Below are 19,266 nucleotides of genomic sequence, written 5' to 3'. Positions count from 1 at the left end.
CTAATTATTAATTATCTGCTTCAATGTTAATAGAAAATTAAGAGCTCAGCCGGGGAGTTTTGTTAATTGATGTATATTGCCGGGATTATATATAATGGTATGAATTGGGAAGATTTATTATCGCTTAAGCGTTTTGGTGATAAGCATAAAAGATTAAGGAAAGAACAAGATGAAACACGATTGGGGTTCGAAGTGGATTACGACCGGATTATATTTTCTTCAGCGTTCCGTAGCTTGCAGGATAAGACTCAGGTTATTCCCTTGTCGAAAACAGATTTTGTGCATACCCGCCTGACCCATAGCCTGGAGGTGTCTGTAGTAGGAAGGAGCTTAGGACGTGCGGTAGGGAAAGCAATTTTAGAAAAACACCCTTATTTGAGGGAGGTACACGGATACAGGTTTAATGACTTTGGAGCTATAGTTGCTGCTGCTGCTTTGGCTCACGACATTGGAAACCCCCCGTTTGGTCATAGCGGTGAAAAAGCTATCGGCGAGTTTTTTAAGAACGGGACGGGTGTGAAATATAAGCTACAGTTAACGGCGAAAGAATATCAGGACCTTATAGATTTTGAAGGAAATGCAAACGGATTTAGGATATTGACCGAAAACCGGGAAGGGGTAAGCGGTGGCCTGAGATTAAGTTATGCTACACTTGCGGCTTTTGCCAAATACCCGAAAGAGTCCCTCCCGAAAAAGCCGACAAAGCACATAGCTGATAAAAAATTTGGTTTCTTTCAGTCTGAAAAGAATTTTTTCTCTGATGTGGCCAATGATCTGGGACTGATCCGGATCCGAAAAGGGGATGATGTTTCGTTTGCCCGCCACCCTTTGGCATTTTTAGTAGAGGCTGCCGATGATATATGTTATACGATCATAGATTTTGAAGATGGTATTAATTTAGGGCTCATCCAGGAAGAGTACGCCCTGGAGTATTTGATTAATCTGGTGAGAGGAAGTATCAATACAGAGAAGTATCATTCACTGACTACCAAAGAAGACAGGTTGAGTTATTTAAGAGCGTTGTCCATTAATACACTTATCAGTGACGCAACAAGGATATTTCTGGAAAATGAAGAAAAAATATTGAATGGTGATTTTGATTGTTCCTTGCTTGATAAGTCTAAATATACCGCCCAGATAAATGATATTATTAAATTAAGTGTTGATAATATTTATAAGAGTACGGAAGTTGTACATAAAGAAATAGCGGGGTACAAAATATTGAATACTTTATTGGAGGCGTTTTCTGAAGCTCTTATCAGAATGAACAAGGGAGAGGGCTCTAATTACGATAAGCTGGTGCTGGAATTATTGCCTGAAAAATATAAGACTTCAGGGGCTGTTTATACCATGTTGCTTTCGGTATGTCAGTTTGTAGCAGGCCTGACAGATGGAAATGCAGTGTTGTTGTTTAATAAAATAACCGGGAGTTCATTAAAATAGAAAAGCCTGATGAAATCATCAGGCTTTTTAAGTACCTCGGGTGGGAATCGAACCCACACTCCAATGGAACACGAGTTTGAGTCGTGCGCGTCTACCAATTCCGCCACCGAGGCAAACGGAGTGCAAATCTATAAAATATTTTCTTTTCTGAAACAAAAATATATACAATTATACTTTTGCTCTAAGAATAAATTTCTAAATTTGCACCTCGTTAAACACAACGCAGCGATTAAATAACTACTAAACAATAAGTTATAATGTCATATACAGTGCCAGATCCGAAAATTTTTGCTTGTACCCAGAGTGTAGAATTGGCGGAAAAAATAGCAAAGTCGTTTGGAACCGAATTAGGTAAAATTTCATATACGAGATTTAGCGACGGCGAATTTCAACCGTCTTTTGAAGAGTCTGTCCGTGGAGCCAGGGTGTTTATTGTAGGATCAACACATCCCAGCAGTGAAAATTTAATGGAGATGTTATTAACATTAGATGCTGCTAAAAGAGCCTCAGCAAGACACATTACAGCTGTCATGCCATATTTTGGATGGGCAAGGCAAGACAGAAAAGATAAGCCCCGTGTTCCGATAGGAGCAAAATTGGTGGCAAAGTTATTGGAATCGGCAGGGGCAACCAGAATAATAACAATGGACCTGCATGCAGACCAGATTCAGGGGTTCTTTGAAAGGCCGGTAGACCACCTGTTTGGCTCTACCTTCTTTTTGCCATACTTAAGAAGCCTGGAATTGGATAATTTAACGATTGCTTCTCCGGATATGGGAGGATCTAAGAGGGCGTATGCTTATTCTAAATTCCTGGAGAGTGATGTGGTTATTTGTTATAAGCAACGTAAAAAGGCCAATGTTATCGAGCATATGGAGCTGATAGGAGAAGTACAAGGTAAGAATGTTGTTCTGATCGACGATATGGTTGATACGGCAGGTACATTGACCAAAGCAGCCGATATGATGATGGAAAGAGGAGCGCTTAGCGTAAGGGCTATAACAACACATGCGTTATTGTCGGGAAGTGCTTATGAAAGAATTGAAAACTCTCAGTTAACGGAGTTAATCGTGTCTGACTCTATTCCGTTAAGGCAAGAGAGCCCGAAGGTGAAGGTGTTGAGTTGTGCTGAACTGTTTGCAGATGTAATGCACAGGGTACACCATAATACCTCTATCAGTTCTAAATTTTTAATGTAAATTATTTTAATTTTTATATAATGAAGTCAATTACAATCAAAGGATCTCAAAGAGAAAGCGTGGGCAAAGCTTCAACAAAAGCCTTACGTAATGCTGGAAAGGTACCTTGCGTAGTATACGGAGGGGAGAAGCCATTGCACTTTTCAGCAGAAGAATTAGCATTTTCTAAATTGGTTTACACTCCGGATGCACATACCGTAGTAATTGAATTAGAAGATGGAACAAAGATCAATGCTATCTTACAGGATATTCAGTTTGATCCGGTTACCGACAGTATCTTACACATTGATTTCTTCCAGTTACATGATGATAAAGAAGTAACTATGGAAATCCCTGTTAAGGTTGCCGGGAATTCTCCTGGTATCATGGCCGGTGGTGTTTTAAGATTGGTTAACCGTAAGCTTAAGGTGAAGTCATTACCAGCAAATCTACCTGACTATATCGTAGCCGATATCAGTAATTTAGAAATGGGTAATAAGTTATATGTTACTCAGGTTGCTTCTGAAGATTATAAGTTTATGCACCCTGATAACACGGTAGTATGCCAGGTGAGAGTTTCACGTGCCGCTATGAAAGCTGCTCAGGAAGCTGCAAAAGCCGAAAAAGCTGCTACAAAAGGAAAATAAGAATAGTGCATTCAGCGTAATTAAAAGCATTCGGTACATTGGTATCGAATGCTTTTTTATTTTTGTTGAAAATTAAGGAATGTCCGGATTTTTAAATTGGATCTTTAAACGGAACAAATCAATTACAGAAGATGTTGATCCTATGAAAAAATATTTAATTGTAGGCTTAGGAAATATAGGGGCTGAATATGCTGACACGCGTCATAATATAGGGTTTAAGGTATTGGATTATTTTGCGGAAAAAGAATCTTTAAAATTTGAAACCAGGAGGTTGGGAGATGTTACGACCTTTAAATTTAAAGGAAGGACTTTCGTGTTCCTGAAGCCTAATACTTATATGAACCTCAGTGGTAAAGCGGTAAGGTATTGGATGAATTCAGAAAAAATCCCCATAGAAAATATATTGGTGATTACCGACGATATTAATCTGGATTTCGGAACTATCCGGGTAAAGACAAAAGGAAGCGACGGGGGGCATAACGGGCTTAAGAATATCCAGCAGGAATTAAATACCGGTACATATCCGCGTTTCAGGTTTGGAATCGGAGATACGTTTTCAAAAGGGAAACAGGTTGATTATGTACTTGGGGAATGGAATGCTGACGAGCTTTCCCAAATGCCCGAACGATTAGAGAAGTCATATGAACTGATCAAGTCTTTTGGCACTGCCGGGGTCGGTAACACAATGAACTCCTTTAACGGAAAATAGCTTTTGTCCGGTTAATTGTTAAACAGGCCCGTAGGGGTTTGTGTCTTTGGTTAACAGGTGATTTACTGAAGCCTGAATTGATATACTCCTGAATCAGAAGTGTTTCCTTCGTTATCTCTGGTGATGACTTTCCAGAAATAAGTAATCCCTAACTCCAGATCGGGAGTTTGAAAATTTTGAGCATTGGTATTTGTTAAAAGAGTATTGGGGTCATTATTTGTGTCTAAAAATACTTCGTAACCGGCAATATCATTGTCAATGTCAGAGCCGCTCCATTGTAAATTAACCATGTTGTTTGCAGCACTGATCGTTATGCCCGATTTGGGATATATAATCTCAGCCGGAAAAGGAGCGTAGTTTTCAGTGCCATTACCGGTGGCATAGAACTTCCAGGTATTGCTTATGGCAGATTCATCGGGAAAGTTGTTGGAAGCGGATGTTACAAACCACGAATAAGGTTCGCCTTTGGTTAAGATCACCTCCTGAGAAGTGGTTGTGGTCGAAAACGTTTGTATGGCCGAATTGTTTAAATTCTTAACCTGCAACCGGTATTCGTCCGTGTTGTTGGTGGTTTCCCAGTTAAATGTAATGGCTGTTTGTGTTGTATTGATATCTGTTCCGTCAATACATTCAGTATTGTTTTCCGGAAATATCAGTGTTGCGGCCGTAGGTGGTTTTGGATCGTCTTTGCCACCACAGCTCATGAGAAGAGCGGCGAATAACGTTACTGTATATAAGTAGCTTTTCATTCTTTAACAATTTTAAGTGTTGTAATAATCTCTTCCCCTCTTAATGTAACCAGGTAAATCCCTGTTGATAACCGCGACAGGTCTAGCGGGATGTTGCCTTTACTGTCTGATTTTCGCGAAGCACGATATACGCTGTTACCTCCTAAAGAGCTGATCATAATGTCTGTTTGTTGGTTGCTGCTACCGGTAAACAGGGTGATCTGATGACTGAAAGGGTTTGGGTGTGCTACAACTTTTCCCGGAACAAAAATATTCTCTTCGTAAAGGCCCTGGCAATCTTTGTTACTGTATACTTTTATAATATTATACCCTTTTGCCAAAGGTAAAGAGATCTCGTTTTCCGTCGTTTGGGTTGTAATGCCATTGATGTCAATATTGTACAGGGAAGCACCATCCAGCCTGAGGGTGAGCAGTTTTTCTTCTGCCAGGACTTTAGACAAGACGCTAAGGCTTTCAGGCTGTTTTATCGTTAAGTTAAAACATTGCTCATATTCCGGTTGCCCCTCAACGGTAAAACACAGTTGGTAAGTGCCGGAGGAAAGGTTGTTGAATGCAGTGCCGTTGTTGAAATTCAGGCTGTTACTGCCTCCTGAACCGGTAAGAGTGGCAATATAGTTATGGTTTTCGACAGTGTTGATGTTAATGCTTCCGTCGTTGTTGCTTATGCAGCTTTCGCTAATGGTTTTTATGGTATAGTTATTTGCAGCAACTGAAAAGACCGGACATCCTTTTGTGTCTACTTTGGTGTTGGGAGGAGTATCGGGGCACTCATCCAAAGGATCAAAAATGCCGTCCTGATCAGAATCTTCCCTGGTGCATATATTGAGTCCAAATGAATTTAATGTCCCGCCATCTAAGCTATAAGCATCAGAAACTGTCAGGGTCCATGTTCCTGCAGCAGGTTCGCCAACCATGTTTTCCAGAGCTTGATCAGGAGCTACCAAACCACTTATAGAAGGGTTGGTTCCACAAATAATGTTTGTGCCGTTAGCTGAAAAGGTAGCGTTTATGTTTCTTCCGTTTCCGCAGATTTCATTGATTAATGTGATCTCAGTTCCGGATGGAGATGTTAATGATACGGTCAGGTCGCTTATATATGTATGGGTAATATTCAGGTCGACTGAAATGTCGCTGATAAAACCGTTGTTTGTAATGTTGATTTCGGAGGTTATGGTACTGGGTTGCTGGTTGTTTATGTTTATCGGAGTATTGTTGATTTCATTCAGACAATCCAGTGTTATTGTCGAAAAGCTAAAAGAGTTGGAGAAATTTCCGGACCCGCAATCATTAATGGGTTTTACGCGCCAGTAGTATGTTGTTCCGGGTTGCAGGTTCGCCGGGATATAATGGGGTTCATTTACAACGGATGTCTCGGTGATGCTTGAGAAGTCTTCAAGTTCAGAATATTGAATTTCATAAGATATTGTATTGTCGATCGCCGTCCATTCAAATTTCCTGTCGGTCAATACTTCTAATGTTCCGTCCGAAGGACTGTTTAAAGGTATGTTGTCAAATGTGTTGTCATAAAGATGGATCTCAATGGGATATTCTTTACTTATAGAAGAGGCATTGGCGTTGATCGTAAAGCTGTGTTTTCCCTTGCCCGGGTTCCCGGTTCCGGAAACCGTTACATCGATAGAGGTTCCGTTACTGGTCGCAGAGGTGTTGCTGAAATCTACATTTAAGCCTGAGGGAACATTCGATGCTGTAAAGTTTGTGGTTTCGTTAAAGCCGGCAAACGTATTGTAAGTGAAGCTAAAAATCACATCGTTTGGCTGGCACTCTTCATAGCTCAGTGCGTTGAAATCCAGAACAAATTCGCTTTGTTGTATTTGTAATGAAGCGGTATTAACGGCAAAGAATATATTGTTTGTAGGTTGAACCATTATTCTTGCGTTCGATGTCGTTATATTTCCCGGCAGAACAACATTTTCCTCACCATCATTCGGTGTGTCGCTGATTAAAGGGATTAAGGTTTCAAAATCACCATCGATAATTAAAAAGATGTCGACGGACGAAGCGTTTATCGGGGCAATATTGGTATTTGCTACATCCCAGGTAATATTAATGGCATCGCCGCCCGTAATCGTGGTATTGTCGGTTTGTGATGTTACCGTAAAAGGGCCTGAGTTTTCATCGGCGGTAACTTTCGTGTCTTCTCTTGCCGTTTGTCCCCCGTTAACATTGTTGTCCCTGACCAGTAATGCGAAATTATAATCCCTTCCGGCATTAGAGACCACTTCCCATTGCGGGCTCAGGTTGTTTGATAAAATAGCCGAAGTGGAAGGAAAGTATCTTTTCGGACTGGTATCGGGTGGGTAAACCCGAAAAGCAGGGCCTTCATTAGCGTCGGGAGCGGGGGGCTGGGTAACTATAGAGTTGTCAATTTGTTCCCAGCTGTAAGTTAGCTCGTCCCCATCAGGATCGGAGGCTGTGCCTTCCAGATAAAAGGCTGTGCCTTTGGGGATCGTATAGTTGTTTAACGGGTCGAGGACAGGAGCGTTGTTGCCAATGGCCTGAACAGCGGCGCAGTCGTTTATTCCGTCGGTAATATTGCTCCAGATTTGTGCTATGCTGACTGCGTGAAAATATGGGTCGCTTGCCCCTTGTACATTAGGAGGGCAGATACCGGCATAGGCCATGATCGTAGTTCCGCTTCCGGGCTCAACGGCAGTATTATCAGATCTGTTCGAGTTACAAGAGTTGTTAAACGTATGAGAGGCACCGAACTGATGTCCCAGTTCATGAGCTACAAAATCTATGTCGAAAGGATCGCCGACAGGAGAAGAACTACCTGTCACTCCCCTGGCTTTCGTGGTAGTACATACAGATGCTACCTCTGCAATACCTCCTCCACCGGTACTGAATACATGCCCGATATCGTAATTTTCTGTCCCTATGTTGGAATCTGTTACTGATTGTATTTCATCTAGTAAAGTATCGCCGTCATCATTGGTGAAGGGATCGGTGTCTGCATCGAGGTATATGATCTTATCGTTATCGGCAACGATCTCCAGGGTAACGGCCAGGTCTCTTTCGAAGATCTCGTTAACCCTGGTAATCGTGGTATTCATTGCAGACAGCACTGCAGATTTTTTTTCTTGATCGGTTCCGTCAGAGACGCCTGCTGCATTAATGTGATAATCTGAATATTCGCCGGTACTGGCAATGGCGATCCGATAGGTTCTTAATGAACCGTCGTTAACGATATCTTCTCTGTTGCCAACCATCCCTTTTAATTGTTGTGTCGCAACTTCATCACCGGTTTTACATTGAAACATTGGAGCCTTGAAGTCTGATTTGGGAGCGATATAATATAAATCCTTTTCAGATGCAACCGGATTAATATAAGAAATGCCTTTTTCAGAGCGGACCAATGCGTGAAAGCCAAAATCGTCAAGACTTATCCGGATGGTCTTTCCTTTGTTTGTTGTAGAAACGCCGTAATACGATTTTATATGCGGGTATTTCAGTTGTAATCCGGCTGAAAGAACAGCGGATTCATAAACCCTGAATTTTTCCAGAGAGCCATTCCCGGTAGGGAAGGCTATAATCTTTCCCCGGGTTTTTCCGCCGGCCAGCCCTTTTCTGTCCGCAGTATTCGACAGTTCCTTTTTTAGGTTGTTGCTGTTTAGTTGATAAGCCTTGTAGTTCCGGATGTTTTTAACCATTTTCGGATTTACCTCCTTGGCATAACTCCAGGTGCCGTTATCTTGCGCTAGAATGCTTGTGTAACCCAATAAACAAAGAAAAAGTAAGAGTAGTGTTTTTTTCATTTTAGAAATGGTTGATCCGTAAATATAGTTAAATTGAGGAATCAGGGGTTTGCGGTCTGTCCGAAATGGCTAAATTACTTTTACTAATATAACAAAAGCATTGTAAAAATTTGTTACTTTGCTGTAACAATCAACGTTAAAATAAACAAGGTTCCAGTGATTATAAAAAGAAACCTGTCTGATTATAATGAAGAATATTTTTCGGTTGTTACTATAGGGACTTTTGACGGAGTTCATGTAGGTCACAAAAAGATTATAAGGCGATTAGTTGAAAGTGCCAGGGCAAACGATTTAAAATCAACAATACTTACTTTTTTCCCTCATCCCAGAATGGTTTTGCAACAGGATGCAGATTTGAAACTGATTAATACACTGGATGAGAAAATGGCAATTCTGGAAAAGACAGGACTCGATGTATTGGTGATTCATCCTTTTACAAAAGACTTCTCCAGACTATCGGCTTCTGAGTATGTACAGGAGGCATTGGTAAAGAACCTGAATGCCAAAAAGGTCATTATAGGATACGATCACCGTTTTGGAAGAAACCGGACGGCAACCATTAAAGATTTAAAAGTTTACGGTGAAACTTTCGGGTTTGAAGTGGAAGAGATATCAGCTGAAGAAATTAATGAAGTCTCTGTTAGTTCAACCAAGATAAGAAAAGCACTTGCAGAAGGAGATGTTAAGACAGCCAATGAGTTTTTAGGTTATGACTTTATGCTTACCGGAACCATAACCAAAGGAAAAGGTTTGGGCAGGCAAATAGACTTTCCTACAGCGAATCTTCATATCGAAGAAAAGTATAAGCTTATTCCTAAAGACGGGGTTTATGTGGTGAAGAGCCGTATCGGCAACCGGGAGGTTTTCGGGATGATGAATATAGGTTATAACCCAACTGTAGATGGTGTTAAAAAGTCAATTGAAGTCCACTTTTTTGATTTTGATGAGGATTTGTACGACAAAAAGATTCAGGTCGGTATGTTGATGCGTTTGCGGGACGAACAACGTTTTGATTCCATCGATTCACTACAGCAACAGCTCAGAAAAGATAAATTAAATGCCTTAGCGTTTATAAATGCTCAATAAACTTCTATTCAAGCAGATTGATAATGTTGCCCTGATTGTTTTCAGGGTGTTTTTCGGGTTTTTAATTGCAGCAGAAGCCTTTGGCGCTATTTTTACCGGGTGGATTAAAAGAACGCTTATAGAACCTGAGTTTACCTTTACCGTTATCGGTTTTGAGTTCTTGCAGCCTTTACCGGGCAATGGAATGTATTTTTATTTTGCTGCCATGGGAGTACTGGGAATCCTGGTCATGACAGGATATAAATACCGTCTTAGCGTGGGGCTGTTTACCCTGATGTGGACAGGGGTGTACCTCATGCAGAAAGCATCATATAACAACCACTATTACCTGCTTATCCTGATCTGTTTACTGATGCTGGTGTTGCCTGCTCACCGCTATTTTTCGGTTGATGCCAGAAGAAACCCGACTATTAAAAAAACAGCAATGCCAGGCTGGTGTAAATGGGCTATAGTGTTGCAACTGTGGATCGTGTATACCTATGCCTCACTGGCGAAGCTTTATCCCGATTGGTTGGATCTGACAGTAGTGAAGAATTTAATGAGTTCAAAAGCAGATTATTACCTTATAGGTGATTTGTTGCAAAAACAAGGAGTGCATGTTTTTATAGCGTATACCGGAATCTTATTTGATCTTTTGGTAATTCCGATGTTGCTTTGGAAGCCGACACGCAAATTGGCTTTTCTGGCTTCAGTTGTTTTTCATCTGTTTAATTCCATCGTATTCCAGATAGGGATTTTTCCATATTTGTCTTTGGCTTTTACGTTGTTTTTTTTCGAACCGAAAACCATACGCGATATCTTTTTAAAGAAGAAACCGTTGTATGTTAATGATGAGGTGATAATCCCTCGTTATAAAAATCTGCTATATACCGTTGGAGGGGTTTATTTTTTAATTCAACTGGTTTTGCCTTTACGCCATTGGTTCATTAAAGATGATGTGCTGTGGACAGAAGAGGGGCACCGTTTGAGTTGGCGTATGATGTTGAGAAGCAAGTCAGGATATTCAACTTTTAAAGTTGTAGATAAGGCAACAGGAGAAACAGAGCTTGTCTATCCTAAAAATTACCTGAGCAGAAAACAACAAGGAATAATAGGAACCAAGCCTGATGTAATCTGGCAGTTTGCCCAGCGCCTGAAGAAACAATACAATGCAGAAGGAAAAGAGGTGGCGGTATATGTGAAAAACAGGGTAAGTGTAAACCGAAGGCGGGCAAAACCGTTGATTGACGAATCGATAGACCTGGCTGCGGAGCCCTGGAAACAGTTTCAGCACCATAGCTGGTTACTTCCCTCTGAGCTTGATAGGAAAGAGGAGATTAAAAATTAAGGTTTTCGTTATTTTTTAAAGACTTGTTTTTACAGCCTACACTATTTACATTAAATTTGTCGCTTAATTTAAATGCGTTAGGGATAGAAGCGGATAGCTTTTGCGTTTTTCAGCAAAACTATGAGCGGATAGCCCGGCCACGGTAGTGGAAACGCCCAAATAAAATTTTTAACGATGTTACAAGTACCGTTTATCAGAGAAAACAAAGAAGAGGTGGTTAAAGCCTTGGGTAAAAGAAATTTTGCCGCTGATGAAGTCATTAACGAGGTACTGTCTGTAGACGAAGAACGTAGGAGTATACAGGCGGAACTGGACAATACGTTGGCTGAGTCCAACAGATTGTCAAAAGAAATCGGTAATTTGTTCAAGTCCGGAAAGAGAGAAGAGGCGAATGAACTGAAAGAACAGACCGGATCGTTAAAAGAGCGTTCAAAAGACCTTAATGAACAGTTAAATGAAAAGGCACAGCGATTAAACGGATTACTGTATAGTATACCGAATGTACCGCACCCGTCAGTTCCTGAAGGAAATTCAGATGAAGACAACGAAGTGGTTTTTGAAGAAGGCACCGTGCCCCAACTGGAAGATGAGGCCCTGCCTCATTGGGAGCTGGCAAAAAAATACGATATCATTGATTTTGAGCTCGGAACTAAAATATCAGGAGCCGGATTTCCTGTGTATAAAGGAAAAGGAGCCCGTTTACAACGTGCACTGATCTCTTATTTTTTAGATAAAAACACGGCCGCAGGTTATAAAGAATACCAGGTGCCGCATTTGGTGAATGAAGCTTCAGGATACGGAACAGGCCAGTTGCCAGATAAGGAAGGACAGATGTACCATGTTACCAATGACGACTTGTACCTGATACCTACTGCTGAGGTTCCGGTTACAAACTTCTTCAGAGGTGAGATTGTAAACGAATCTGATTTTCCGATTTGCTGTACAGCCTACACCCCTTGCTTCAGAAGGGAAGCGGGCAGCTATGGCGCCCATGTAAGGGGGTTGAACAGGCTGCATCAGTTTGATAAGGTAGAAATTGTGAGGGTAGAACATCCGGATAATTCATACCATGCATTAAACGGTATGGTAGAACATGTTAAGGGAATACTTCGCGAATTAAAATTGCCTTACAGGATATTAAGGCTTTGTGGAGGGGATCTGGGCTTTACTGCTGCATTAACGTTCGACTTTGAAGTGTATTCTACTGCTCAGGAAAAGTGGTTAGAGATCAGTTCGGTATCGAATTTTGAAACCTACCAGGCTAACCGTCTTAAGCTGCGTTTTAAAGATGAGAACGGTAAAAGCCGGCTGGCGCATACCTTAAATGGAAGTGCATTGGCCTTGCCAAGGGTGTTGGCGGGAATTCTGGAGAATTATCAGACCAAAGACGGTATTAAGATTCCGGAAATTTTAGTGCCTTATACCGGGTTCGATATTATCGATTAAACTTGGAATATTAAAAAAAATTACTTAATTTGAAGTAGCCTATTTCTTATTTAATGAACCTGCTGGTGTTGAATAATGTTTACCCATATTTACTTCACATCAGAAATATCAAAGGAAAAGGCTTATTACAGATAGGTAGTAAAGAAAGGTTATAATTTTATACCAACGCAAATAACAATCACAGTATATGTTGATTAATAGCACTTTATTTAGTTGGTAGGGGCCCAGGCGAAAGTTTGGGCTTTCTTTTTCTAAACATATTTCAGTTTGTGTTTGATGTAGTATCTTTGAGAGATATGATTGTATTTTAGCTTTTCATGAGGAGATCGGTTGTCATACTAACAATTTTACTTTTTACGTGCCTTGCCAATGCCCAGAATGAAGCATTGGCCAGACAGTATTTTGATGACGGTAAGTTTGAAAAGGCTGTTTCGCTATTTGAAAAGCTCTATAAGGCCAATAGCGGGAGTTTTACTTACTTCAAGGCTTTGGTTGAATGTTACCAGCAACTTGAGAGGTTTGAAGATTCACAATCCCTTCTTGAATCACAATTAAATCAAGGACGTTTTTCTGCCGCCTTATGGGTGGAGATCGGGTATAACTATCAATTAAAAGGAGATGAGACCAGGGCCAGGGAAAATTATGACAAGGCTATTAAAAGCATTTCAGAAAATGTAACCAATGCCTATGGGATAGGTAATGCGTTCAGAAGCCATACCCTACTCGACTATGCCATTGAAACCTATAAGAAGGCGATGGAGATCAATCCGGATCTGAATTTTAATTATAACCTTGCATTGATCTATGGAGAACTCAATGCCATTGAGCAGATGTTCGAAACCTATCTGAATCTACTGGCCTTTGATGAAAAGTTCAAGCCAAGGGTATTAAATAGTCTGGGAAATTTTATAACAGACGATGTCAATGCAGAGAACAATCAACTGTTAAGAAAACAATTGCTAAGGCGGTCGCAAACCGATCAGAATGTGTTATGGAATGAATTGCTGAGTTGGTTCTTTGTTCAGCAACAACTCTATGGAAGCGCTTTTATTCAGGAAAAGTCCATTTACAAGAAGTCAGACAAACAAACCCTGGGGCGTATCGTAAACCTTGGCCGGTCTGCATATGAAGCATCTGACCTCGAAGCAGCGAGACAAATTTTCTCTTATGTTGTGGAGAACAGTCCTTTTCAGGAAGTTACATTAGAAGCGGAGTTGTATATTATTAATATTGATCTGGAGAATCATACCGACAAGGATAATAAAAAAATCAATGAACGCTTTCTGTCCCTTTTAGAGCAATTCGGAAAAACAAAGCAAACGATTCAGTTGCAATTGGCATATGGTAAGTTTTTGGCCTTTGAAATGGGAAAGCCTGTTGAAGCCCAGAAATTTTTAAATGAAATGCTTCAATTGCCTCTGAACAATTTTGAAGAAGCAAAAATCAAAATGTTATTGGGCGATATCTTGGTTTACCATGAGCAATTCAACAGGGCTCTTATACTTTACTCTCAGGTACAACGAAAAGTAAAAAATGATGTAATGGCCCAGGATGCTCGTTTTAAAGTGGCACAAGCCAGTTTTTACAAAGGAGATTTTAAATGGGCCGAGAGCCAGTTAAAAGTACTGAAGTCTTCAACGTCGCAGCTTATCGCTAATGATGCGCTACAATTAAAATTGCTTATTTCCGATAACTCCCTGGAAGATTCTACCCAAACGGCTCTTAAAATATATGCTAAAGCCGATTTGTTGGCATATCAGAATAAAAACAAAGAAGCAATTTCTTTACTGGATGAAATACTGCAAAACCATAAGGGTGAAAGTATAGAAGATGAAGCTCTTTTAAAACAGGCAAAGCTCCTTGAAAAAATGAACGAACCAGATAAAGCCCGGCTCAATTATACCAAAATTATAGAATTCTTCCCGGATGATATTTTAATGGACGATGCCTTGTTTGGTCTGGCAAACTTATACTACGATCAGGGACTGGAAGAAAAGGCCAAGCCTTATTTCGAACAGCTTGTTTTAGAACATCCCGATAGCATATTCTTTGTTCAGGCACGAAACGCATATAGGAAGATCAGGGGCGATGTGGTAAATTAATGTACTTCGGCCACCAGATGTTTTGATGCCATAAAAAAACTCCGGTTCTTTGCATCAGTTTTAATAAGATCATCTTTTGGATAAATAAAAAAGCTATGTATATCTATAATGTTACTATAAATATCGATCAGAGTGCGCACGATGAATGGGTAGTGTGGATGAAAGAAACGCATATTCCTGATATGCTCGCAACAGGGAAGTTTACGAAAGCACGAATGGTAAAGGTGTTGGTTGAGGAAGAAATGGGCGGAACAACCTATTCGGTACAATACTTTACAGATAGTAAGCATACCTTAGAGCGTTATTATCAGGAAGATGCCGACAGGTTAAGACAAGAAGCTTTCAAGCTTTTTGCAGATAAGTTTGTCGCTTTTAGAACGGAGCTTGAAATTATCAGCGAGCATTAATAAATAATAAAATGAGCAAGGTAAGAGCCAAAAAGCATTTAGGGCAACATTTTTTAAATGATGAAAATATTGCCAATAAAATCGGAGAGACATTAACACTTCAGAATTACAACGAAGTGCTGGAGATTGGCCCCGGTATGGGAGTGCTTACCAAATATTTGCTTTTAAAAAATATTAATGTCACCGCTATGGATATAGACACAGAATCCATAGCCTATTTAAGAGAAAATTATCAGGAAGACGGAGTAAAATTCAGGATCGTGGAAGCAGATTTTTTAAAAACAGATCTGTCCGGTCTATTCAAGGACAAACCGTTCGCTATTACCGGAAATTTCCCTTATAATATTTCCTCTCAGATTGTTTTTAAAATGTTGGAGTGGAGACATCAGGTTCCAGAATTTACCGGGATGTTCCAGAAAGAAGTAGCCCAGCGAATCTGTGAAAAAGAAGGAAGTAAAGCCTATGGAATTTTGTCTGTACTGGTGCAGGCTTTTTACGATGCAGAATATTTGTTCACCGTAAAACCGGGAGTGTTCAATCCCCCGCCAAAAGTAGACTCCGGAGTAATAAGACTTACCAGAAAAGAAAATTTTCAACTGCCTTGCAATGAAAAATTATTCACCAGGGTCGTAAAAACAGCATTTAACCAGCGAAGAAAGACACTTCGTAACAGTTTAAAAACATTTCAGCTATCAGATAATTTAAAAGAAGATACTATATTTGGGCAGCGTCCTGAGCAGTTAAGCGTTCTCGATTTTATAGACCTTACAGAAAAAATAGAGCATGATACCATTTAAACTCACAGACGAACTCATCGCGCAAATTAATCTGCTGATAGCAGAGAATAGCACCGGCGAACTCCTCGATATGTTGAGTGAGTTGCACTATGCCGATATTGCCGAGATCGTTCATGAGCTGGATGATGAAGAAGCTATTTACATTATCAAACTGCTCGACAGTGAGACGACATCAGATATTCTTGCCGAGTTAGATGAGGATGTTCGGGAAACCATATTAAGAAAACTATCCGCAAAAGAAATTGCAGATGAACTTCTGGAACTCGATACCGATGATGCAGCTGACATTATCGGGGAGCTGCCTAAAGAGCGGGTCAGTGAAATTATATCCCAGATAGAAGACCGCGAACATGCACGCGATATTGTAGACTTATTACGTTACGACGAAGGAACAGCAGGAAGTTTAATGGCAAAGGAGTTGGTAAAGGTGAATGAAAACTGGAATGTGCTTACCTGTGTCAAAGAAATGCGTGCCCAGGCAGAAAATGTACGAAGGGTACATTCTATTTATGTAGTTGACGACGAAGATAAATTAAAAGGGCGCTTATCGTTAAAAGACCTGCTAACGACCTCTACCCGTACCGCTATAAAAGACGTTTATATTCCGAAAGTAGACTATGTGTCTGTAAATGACGATGCAGAAGAAGTAGAAAAAATAATGTCTAAATACGATTTGGAAGCCATTCCTGTAATAGATGAACTAGGCAGACTTGTCGGACGTATCACGATCGATGATATTGTAGACTTTATTAAAGACGAAGCAGAAAAAGACTATCAGTTGGCGGCGGGTATTACCCATGATGTAGAAGCCGATGATAGCATATGGGAGCTCACCAAAGCAAGATTGCCCTGGTTGCTTATCGGAATGTTGGGCGGACTCGGGGCGGCAAGTATTATCGGTGGCTTTCAGGATGTGCTCACCAAATATCAGGCATTGATACTTTTTATCCCTTTAATTCAGGCAACAGCAGGTAATGTGGGCGTGCAATCTTCAGCTATCGTAGTGCAAGGACTGGCAAACGATACCATTAAAGGGGAAATATGGAGCAGGTTGCTGAAAGAAGGGCTCTTAGGACTGGTAAATGGGGTAGCAATTGCCCTTATCGTGTTATTGATCAGTCATTTTGCATTCGGCACCACTTATTTTGAATCGGCAACGATATGCGTAGCACTTGTTTCAGTAGTTATTATTGCTGCGTTAATCGGAACGTTTATACCCATTTTCCTCGATAAAAGAGGCATAGATCCGGCCGTTGCCACAGGACCATTTATTACTACAAGCAACGATGTTTTCGGAATATTGATCTACTTTCTTATTGCAAAACTCATACTTGGGTTTTAAAACCTGCCGGATTTTTTTGATTCACCACTTTCATATCCGGGCATCTTTACCAGACGATCGAAAGAACAATGAAAGCATTTATACATCGATCAGAACATCAGATTTCTTATGTGACCGGAATGCCGGAAAAATGAGAAAAACTTAAGCGATTACTTGATAACTCCTACAAATTACTACCTTTATCCATATTGAAAAATAACCCTAAATCACTTTAAAATGAATTTTAAAACGAACCTTCTCGGCCTGATTTTACTTTTTACGGGTCTTGTTGCAACCGCTCAGGATTACAAAAAACAAATTGAAACACAGTTTTCAGAATATCTGAATGCCATCGTAACAAGAGACTTTGAAAAATCTATGGATTATATTGTCGATGATTTTTTTACCATTATTCCTAGAGAACAAATGGTTTCACTAATGGATAAAACCTTCAATAATCCTGAAATTGAATTTGAAATAAAAGATCAGAAAATTCTAAAAGTGAACGATGTAGAAGAAATAGACAGTAAATTTTATGCACTATTATCCTATTCAAATAAAATGAATATGAAATTTAAAGGAGAGGCATCAGAAGCTACAGATGAAAAAGAAACCAGAAATAACCTGATAAAATCATCTTTAGAAACTTCTTTCGGTGCTGAAAATGTAAAATACGATGCAGAATCCGGGGTGTTTGAAATTTATTCAGAAAAAAATGTGTATGCAGTTTCACCCAATGGAGTCGGTAATTGGAAGTTTTTAGTAGTAGAAGAGCGACAAAAACCAATCTTAGAAAAGCTATTACCAAAAGTATTGGTAGATAAAATATAAAAATACACTATACAATGTTACGGCGGACTTTGGTCCGCTTTTTTCTGATCAATTACCTGAGCGCAAGCATTGCTCCGCGAAGTCTTCCGACTTTGTGAAAACATGAATGCAATAACCAGTATACCTCCACATCAGTCGGAATAATTGAAAATTACTTCACTAATTCATTCACCTTCTCATAAACCAGGTGACTTTCCCAGCCTCTATATAACAAATAATCGGCTAGTTTCTTCTTCTTTTTTTGAGGGTTAGGTTCAGTAAGTTGTAAAAAGCGCTTTTTGGCAAGTTCATGGAAAGTACCGTAGTAATCGCTGTCCGGAATCTCCTTCAGAGCCGTCTGGATATTATATTTAGAGATATCGCGTAGCTTTAATTCATTAACAATACGATTGCGGCCCCATTTTTTATGCCTGAACTTTCCCCGGGCAAAACTTCTGGCAAAACGTTCTTCGTTTAAGAAGCCTTGCTCAATTAAATGAGCAATAATAGTATCTATAGCCAGAGAGATCATGCCCATATGCGTTAGCTTTGTGGCTACTTCTTTATGACACCGGTCCTGGTAAGCACAATAAGCCTCCAGTTTGCGGGTGGCCTCCTCAACAGTATATGAGCGCTTTTCAATCATGGTGTAAAGAAACAAAAAAAGAACGTTACCGATTTTTAAAAGAAATGATTAAAGGGATAATGAAAGCTTTTTATACCTTTAGGTTTCATAGGTTATAAAAACAGATGAGTACCATTATAGAAAAAGTTAGATCAGAATTGCAAAAAAGCAGTACGGTAAAAGACCGTGAGAGCGGATACCGCTTTTTTAGAGAAGAGATTAGGCTCTATGGCGTTAAAGCCGCAGTGGTTCGGAAAATAAGTAAAGAATACTTCAAAGAAATTAAAGCAGAAAATAAAGAAACCATCTTTAAGCTTTGCGAAACACTATGGCAATCGGGAATGATGGAAGAATCATTTATTGCCTGTCATTGGTCTTATTATATCCATAAGCAGTATGAACCGAAAGATTTTAAAATCTTTAAAAAATGGGTAAATACCTATGTGAATAACTGGGCATCGTGCGATACCCTTTGCAATCATACTATAGGAACCTTTATAGAAATGTTTCCTGAATATATAGAAGAATTGAAACAATGGACGACTTCAAAAAACAGATGGATGCGGCGTGCAGTAGCAGTATCCCTTATCGTGCCGGCCAGAAAAGGAGAGTTTTTAGAAGAGGTTTTTGAAATAGCCGATACATTATTGCCAGACCAGGATTATCTGGTGCAAAAAGGGTACGGATGGTTGTTAAAAGTAGCCAGCCAGGTACATCAAAGAAAGGTTTTCGAATATGTAATGAGTAAAAAAGATATAATGCCACGAACATCGTTACGGTATGCTATAGAAAAAATGACTCCTGAGCGGAAAAAACAAGCAATGAAAAAAGACTGAAGAGAAA

The 19,266-nt window shown here is 39.9% G+C and carries 16 protein-coding genes and 1 tRNA gene; 13 read left to right on the top strand and 4 right to left on the bottom strand.

Features of this window, described 5'->3' with window-relative positions; genetic code table 11:
- The first annotated feature begins 99 nt into the window (after window positions 1–99).
- Window positions 100–1,443 carry a deoxyguanosinetriphosphate triphosphohydrolase gene (locus tag MQE36_RS04295; RefSeq protein ID WP_242937942.1) on the top strand — a complete coding sequence of 448 codons (1,344 nt, stop codon included), beginning with the start codon at window positions 100–102 and terminating at the stop codon, window positions 1,441–1,443.
- Between the two features lie 32 nt (window positions 1,444–1,475).
- On the opposite strand, the gene MQE36_RS04290 is transcribed toward MQE36_RS04295, so the two are convergent.
- Window positions 1,476–1,556, bottom strand: a tRNA-Leu gene (locus tag MQE36_RS04290).
- Between the two features lie 144 nt (window positions 1,557–1,700).
- Here MQE36_RS04290 and MQE36_RS04285 point away from each other — a divergent pair.
- The 3 genes from MQE36_RS04285 (at window position 1,701) to pth (ending at window position 3,977) form a co-directional block, all read left to right on the top strand.
- Entirely contained in the window at window positions 1,701–2,642 is a 942-nt protein-coding gene (locus MQE36_RS04285; protein ID WP_242937941.1) for a ribose-phosphate pyrophosphokinase, read from the top strand.
- 20 nt (window positions 2,643–2,662) lie between these two features.
- Window positions 2,663–3,268 (top strand): 50S ribosomal protein L25/general stress protein Ctc, encoded by a 606-nt coding sequence (locus MQE36_RS04280; protein WP_242937940.1) that lies wholly within the window; start codon window positions 2,663–2,665, stop codon window positions 3,266–3,268.
- A gap of 142 nt (window positions 3,269–3,410) precedes the next feature.
- Entirely contained in the window at window positions 3,411–3,977 is a 567-nt protein-coding gene (pth, locus tag MQE36_RS04275; RefSeq protein ID WP_242937939.1) for an aminoacyl-tRNA hydrolase, read from the top strand.
- Window positions 3,978–4,039: 62 nt separating this feature from the next.
- Here the strand turns inward: pth and MQE36_RS04270 are convergent, their stop codons facing one another.
- Both MQE36_RS04270 and MQE36_RS04265 read right to left on the bottom strand, forming a co-directional pair.
- Window positions 4,040–4,726, bottom strand: a complete 687-nt coding sequence (locus MQE36_RS04270) for a hypothetical protein (RefSeq protein WP_242937938.1) — start codon at window positions 4,724–4,726, stop codon at window positions 4,040–4,042.
- Entirely contained in the window at window positions 4,723–8,502 is a 3,780-nt protein-coding gene (locus MQE36_RS04265) for a reprolysin-like metallopeptidase (RefSeq protein ID WP_242937937.1), read from the bottom strand. The genes MQE36_RS04270 and MQE36_RS04265 overlap by 4 nt, the downstream gene beginning before the upstream one ends.
- Window positions 8,503–8,658: 156 nt before the next feature.
- Between MQE36_RS04265 and MQE36_RS04260 the strand changes: the two genes are divergently transcribed.
- The 8 genes from MQE36_RS04260 (at window position 8,659) to MQE36_RS04225 (ending at window position 17,819) form a co-directional block, all read left to right on the top strand.
- A complete protein-coding gene (locus MQE36_RS04260; RefSeq protein ID WP_242937936.1) occupies window positions 8,659–9,588 on the top strand; it encodes a bifunctional riboflavin kinase/FAD synthetase in 930 nt (309 codons plus the stop codon).
- Window positions 9,578–10,915, top strand: a complete 1,338-nt coding sequence (locus tag MQE36_RS04255) for an HTTM domain-containing protein (RefSeq protein ID WP_242937935.1) — start codon at window positions 9,578–9,580, stop codon at window positions 10,913–10,915. The genes MQE36_RS04260 and MQE36_RS04255 overlap by 11 nt, the downstream gene beginning before the upstream one ends.
- A 174-nt stretch (window positions 10,916–11,089) precedes the next feature.
- Window positions 11,090–12,361, top strand: coding sequence for a serine--tRNA ligase (gene serS / locus MQE36_RS04250; RefSeq protein WP_242937934.1), 1,272 nt, complete (start codon window positions 11,090–11,092; stop codon window positions 12,359–12,361).
- Window positions 12,362–12,678: 317 nt separating this feature from the next.
- The gene (locus tag MQE36_RS04245) at window positions 12,679–14,463 is read left to right on the top strand and encodes a tetratricopeptide repeat protein (protein ID WP_242937933.1); all 1,785 of its coding nucleotides are present in this window, start codon (window positions 12,679–12,681) and stop codon (window positions 14,461–14,463) included.
- A 95-nt stretch (window positions 14,464–14,558) separates the two neighbouring features.
- Window positions 14,559–14,870: a DUF4286 family protein gene (locus MQE36_RS04240; protein ID WP_242937932.1), complete on the top strand. Its 312-nt coding sequence runs from the start codon at window positions 14,559–14,561 to the stop codon at window positions 14,868–14,870.
- Window positions 14,871–14,881: 11 nt separating this feature from the next.
- Entirely contained in the window at window positions 14,882–15,667 is a 786-nt protein-coding gene (gene rsmA / locus MQE36_RS04235; RefSeq protein WP_242937931.1) for a 16S rRNA (adenine(1518)-N(6)/adenine(1519)-N(6))-dimethyltransferase RsmA, read from the top strand.
- A complete protein-coding gene (gene mgtE, locus MQE36_RS04230; RefSeq protein ID WP_242937930.1) occupies window positions 15,654–17,009 on the top strand; it encodes a magnesium transporter in 1,356 nt (451 codons plus the stop codon). The genes rsmA and mgtE overlap by 14 nt, the downstream gene beginning before the upstream one ends.
- 216 nt (window positions 17,010–17,225) lie before the next feature.
- Window positions 17,226–17,819 carry a nuclear transport factor 2 family protein gene (locus MQE36_RS04225; protein WP_242937929.1) on the top strand — a complete coding sequence of 198 codons (594 nt, stop codon included), beginning with the start codon at window positions 17,226–17,228 and terminating at the stop codon, window positions 17,817–17,819.
- 151 nt (window positions 17,820–17,970) lie between these two features.
- Here MQE36_RS04225 and MQE36_RS04220 read toward each other — a convergent pair whose 3' ends face one another.
- On the bottom strand, window positions 17,971–18,444 hold the full coding sequence (locus MQE36_RS04220; RefSeq protein ID WP_242937928.1) for a regulatory protein RecX: 474 nt from the start codon (window positions 18,442–18,444) through the stop codon (window positions 17,971–17,973).
- A gap of 104 nt (window positions 18,445–18,548) precedes the next feature.
- Here MQE36_RS04220 and MQE36_RS04215 point away from each other — a divergent pair, with 104 nt between their 5' ends.
- A complete protein-coding gene (locus MQE36_RS04215) occupies window positions 18,549–19,259 on the top strand; it encodes a DNA alkylation repair protein (RefSeq protein WP_242937927.1) in 711 nt (236 codons plus the stop codon).
- Window positions 19,260–19,266 lie beyond the last annotated feature (7 nt).

This window comes from Zhouia spongiae (assembly GCF_022760175.1).
In the GTDB taxonomy this organism is placed as follows: Bacteria; Bacteroidota; Bacteroidia; order Flavobacteriales; family Flavobacteriaceae; genus Zhouia; species Zhouia spongiae.
This window is presented reverse-complemented; position numbering and strand designations above follow the sequence as displayed.

Excerpts from the sequence above, each read along its gene's own strand:
- MQE36_RS04215 (WP_242937927.1), top strand. The coding sequence starts at position 18,549 with ATGAGTACCATTATAGAAAAAGTTAGATCAGAATTGCAAAAAAGCAGT.
- MQE36_RS04240 (WP_242937932.1), top strand. The coding sequence starts at position 14,559 with ATGTATATCTATAATGTTACTATAAATATCGATCAGAGTGCGCACGAT.
- MQE36_RS04270 (WP_242937938.1), bottom strand. The coding sequence starts at position 4,726 with ATGAAAAGCTACTTATATACAGTAACGTTATTCGCCGCTCTTCTCATG.
- MQE36_RS04220 (WP_242937928.1), bottom strand. The coding sequence starts at position 18,444 with ATGATTGAAAAGCGCTCATATACTGTTGAGGAGGCCACCCGCAAACTG.
- serS (WP_242937934.1), top strand. The coding sequence starts at position 11,090 with ATGTTACAAGTACCGTTTATCAGAGAAAACAAAGAAGAGGTGGTTAAA.
- pth (WP_242937939.1), top strand. The coding sequence starts at position 3,411 with ATGAAAAAATATTTAATTGTAGGCTTAGGAAATATAGGGGCTGAATAT.
- MQE36_RS04280 (WP_242937940.1), top strand. The coding sequence starts at position 2,663 with ATGAAGTCAATTACAATCAAAGGATCTCAAAGAGAAAGCGTGGGCAAA.
- MQE36_RS04255 (WP_242937935.1), top strand. The coding sequence starts at position 9,578 with ATGCTCAATAAACTTCTATTCAAGCAGATTGATAATGTTGCCCTGATT.
- rsmA (WP_242937931.1), top strand. The coding sequence starts at position 14,882 with ATGAGCAAGGTAAGAGCCAAAAAGCATTTAGGGCAACATTTTTTAAAT.
- MQE36_RS04265 (WP_242937937.1), bottom strand. The coding sequence starts at position 8,502 with ATGAAAAAAACACTACTCTTACTTTTTCTTTGTTTATTGGGTTACACA.
- MQE36_RS04225 (WP_242937929.1), top strand. The coding sequence starts at position 17,226 with ATGAATTTTAAAACGAACCTTCTCGGCCTGATTTTACTTTTTACGGGT.
- MQE36_RS04245 (WP_242937933.1), top strand. The coding sequence starts at position 12,679 with ATGAGGAGATCGGTTGTCATACTAACAATTTTACTTTTTACGTGCCTT.
- mgtE (WP_242937930.1), top strand. The coding sequence starts at position 15,654 with ATGATACCATTTAAACTCACAGACGAACTCATCGCGCAAATTAATCTG.
- MQE36_RS04295 (WP_242937942.1), top strand. The coding sequence starts at position 100 with ATGAATTGGGAAGATTTATTATCGCTTAAGCGTTTTGGTGATAAGCAT.
- MQE36_RS04285 (WP_242937941.1), top strand. The coding sequence starts at position 1,701 with ATGTCATATACAGTGCCAGATCCGAAAATTTTTGCTTGTACCCAGAGT.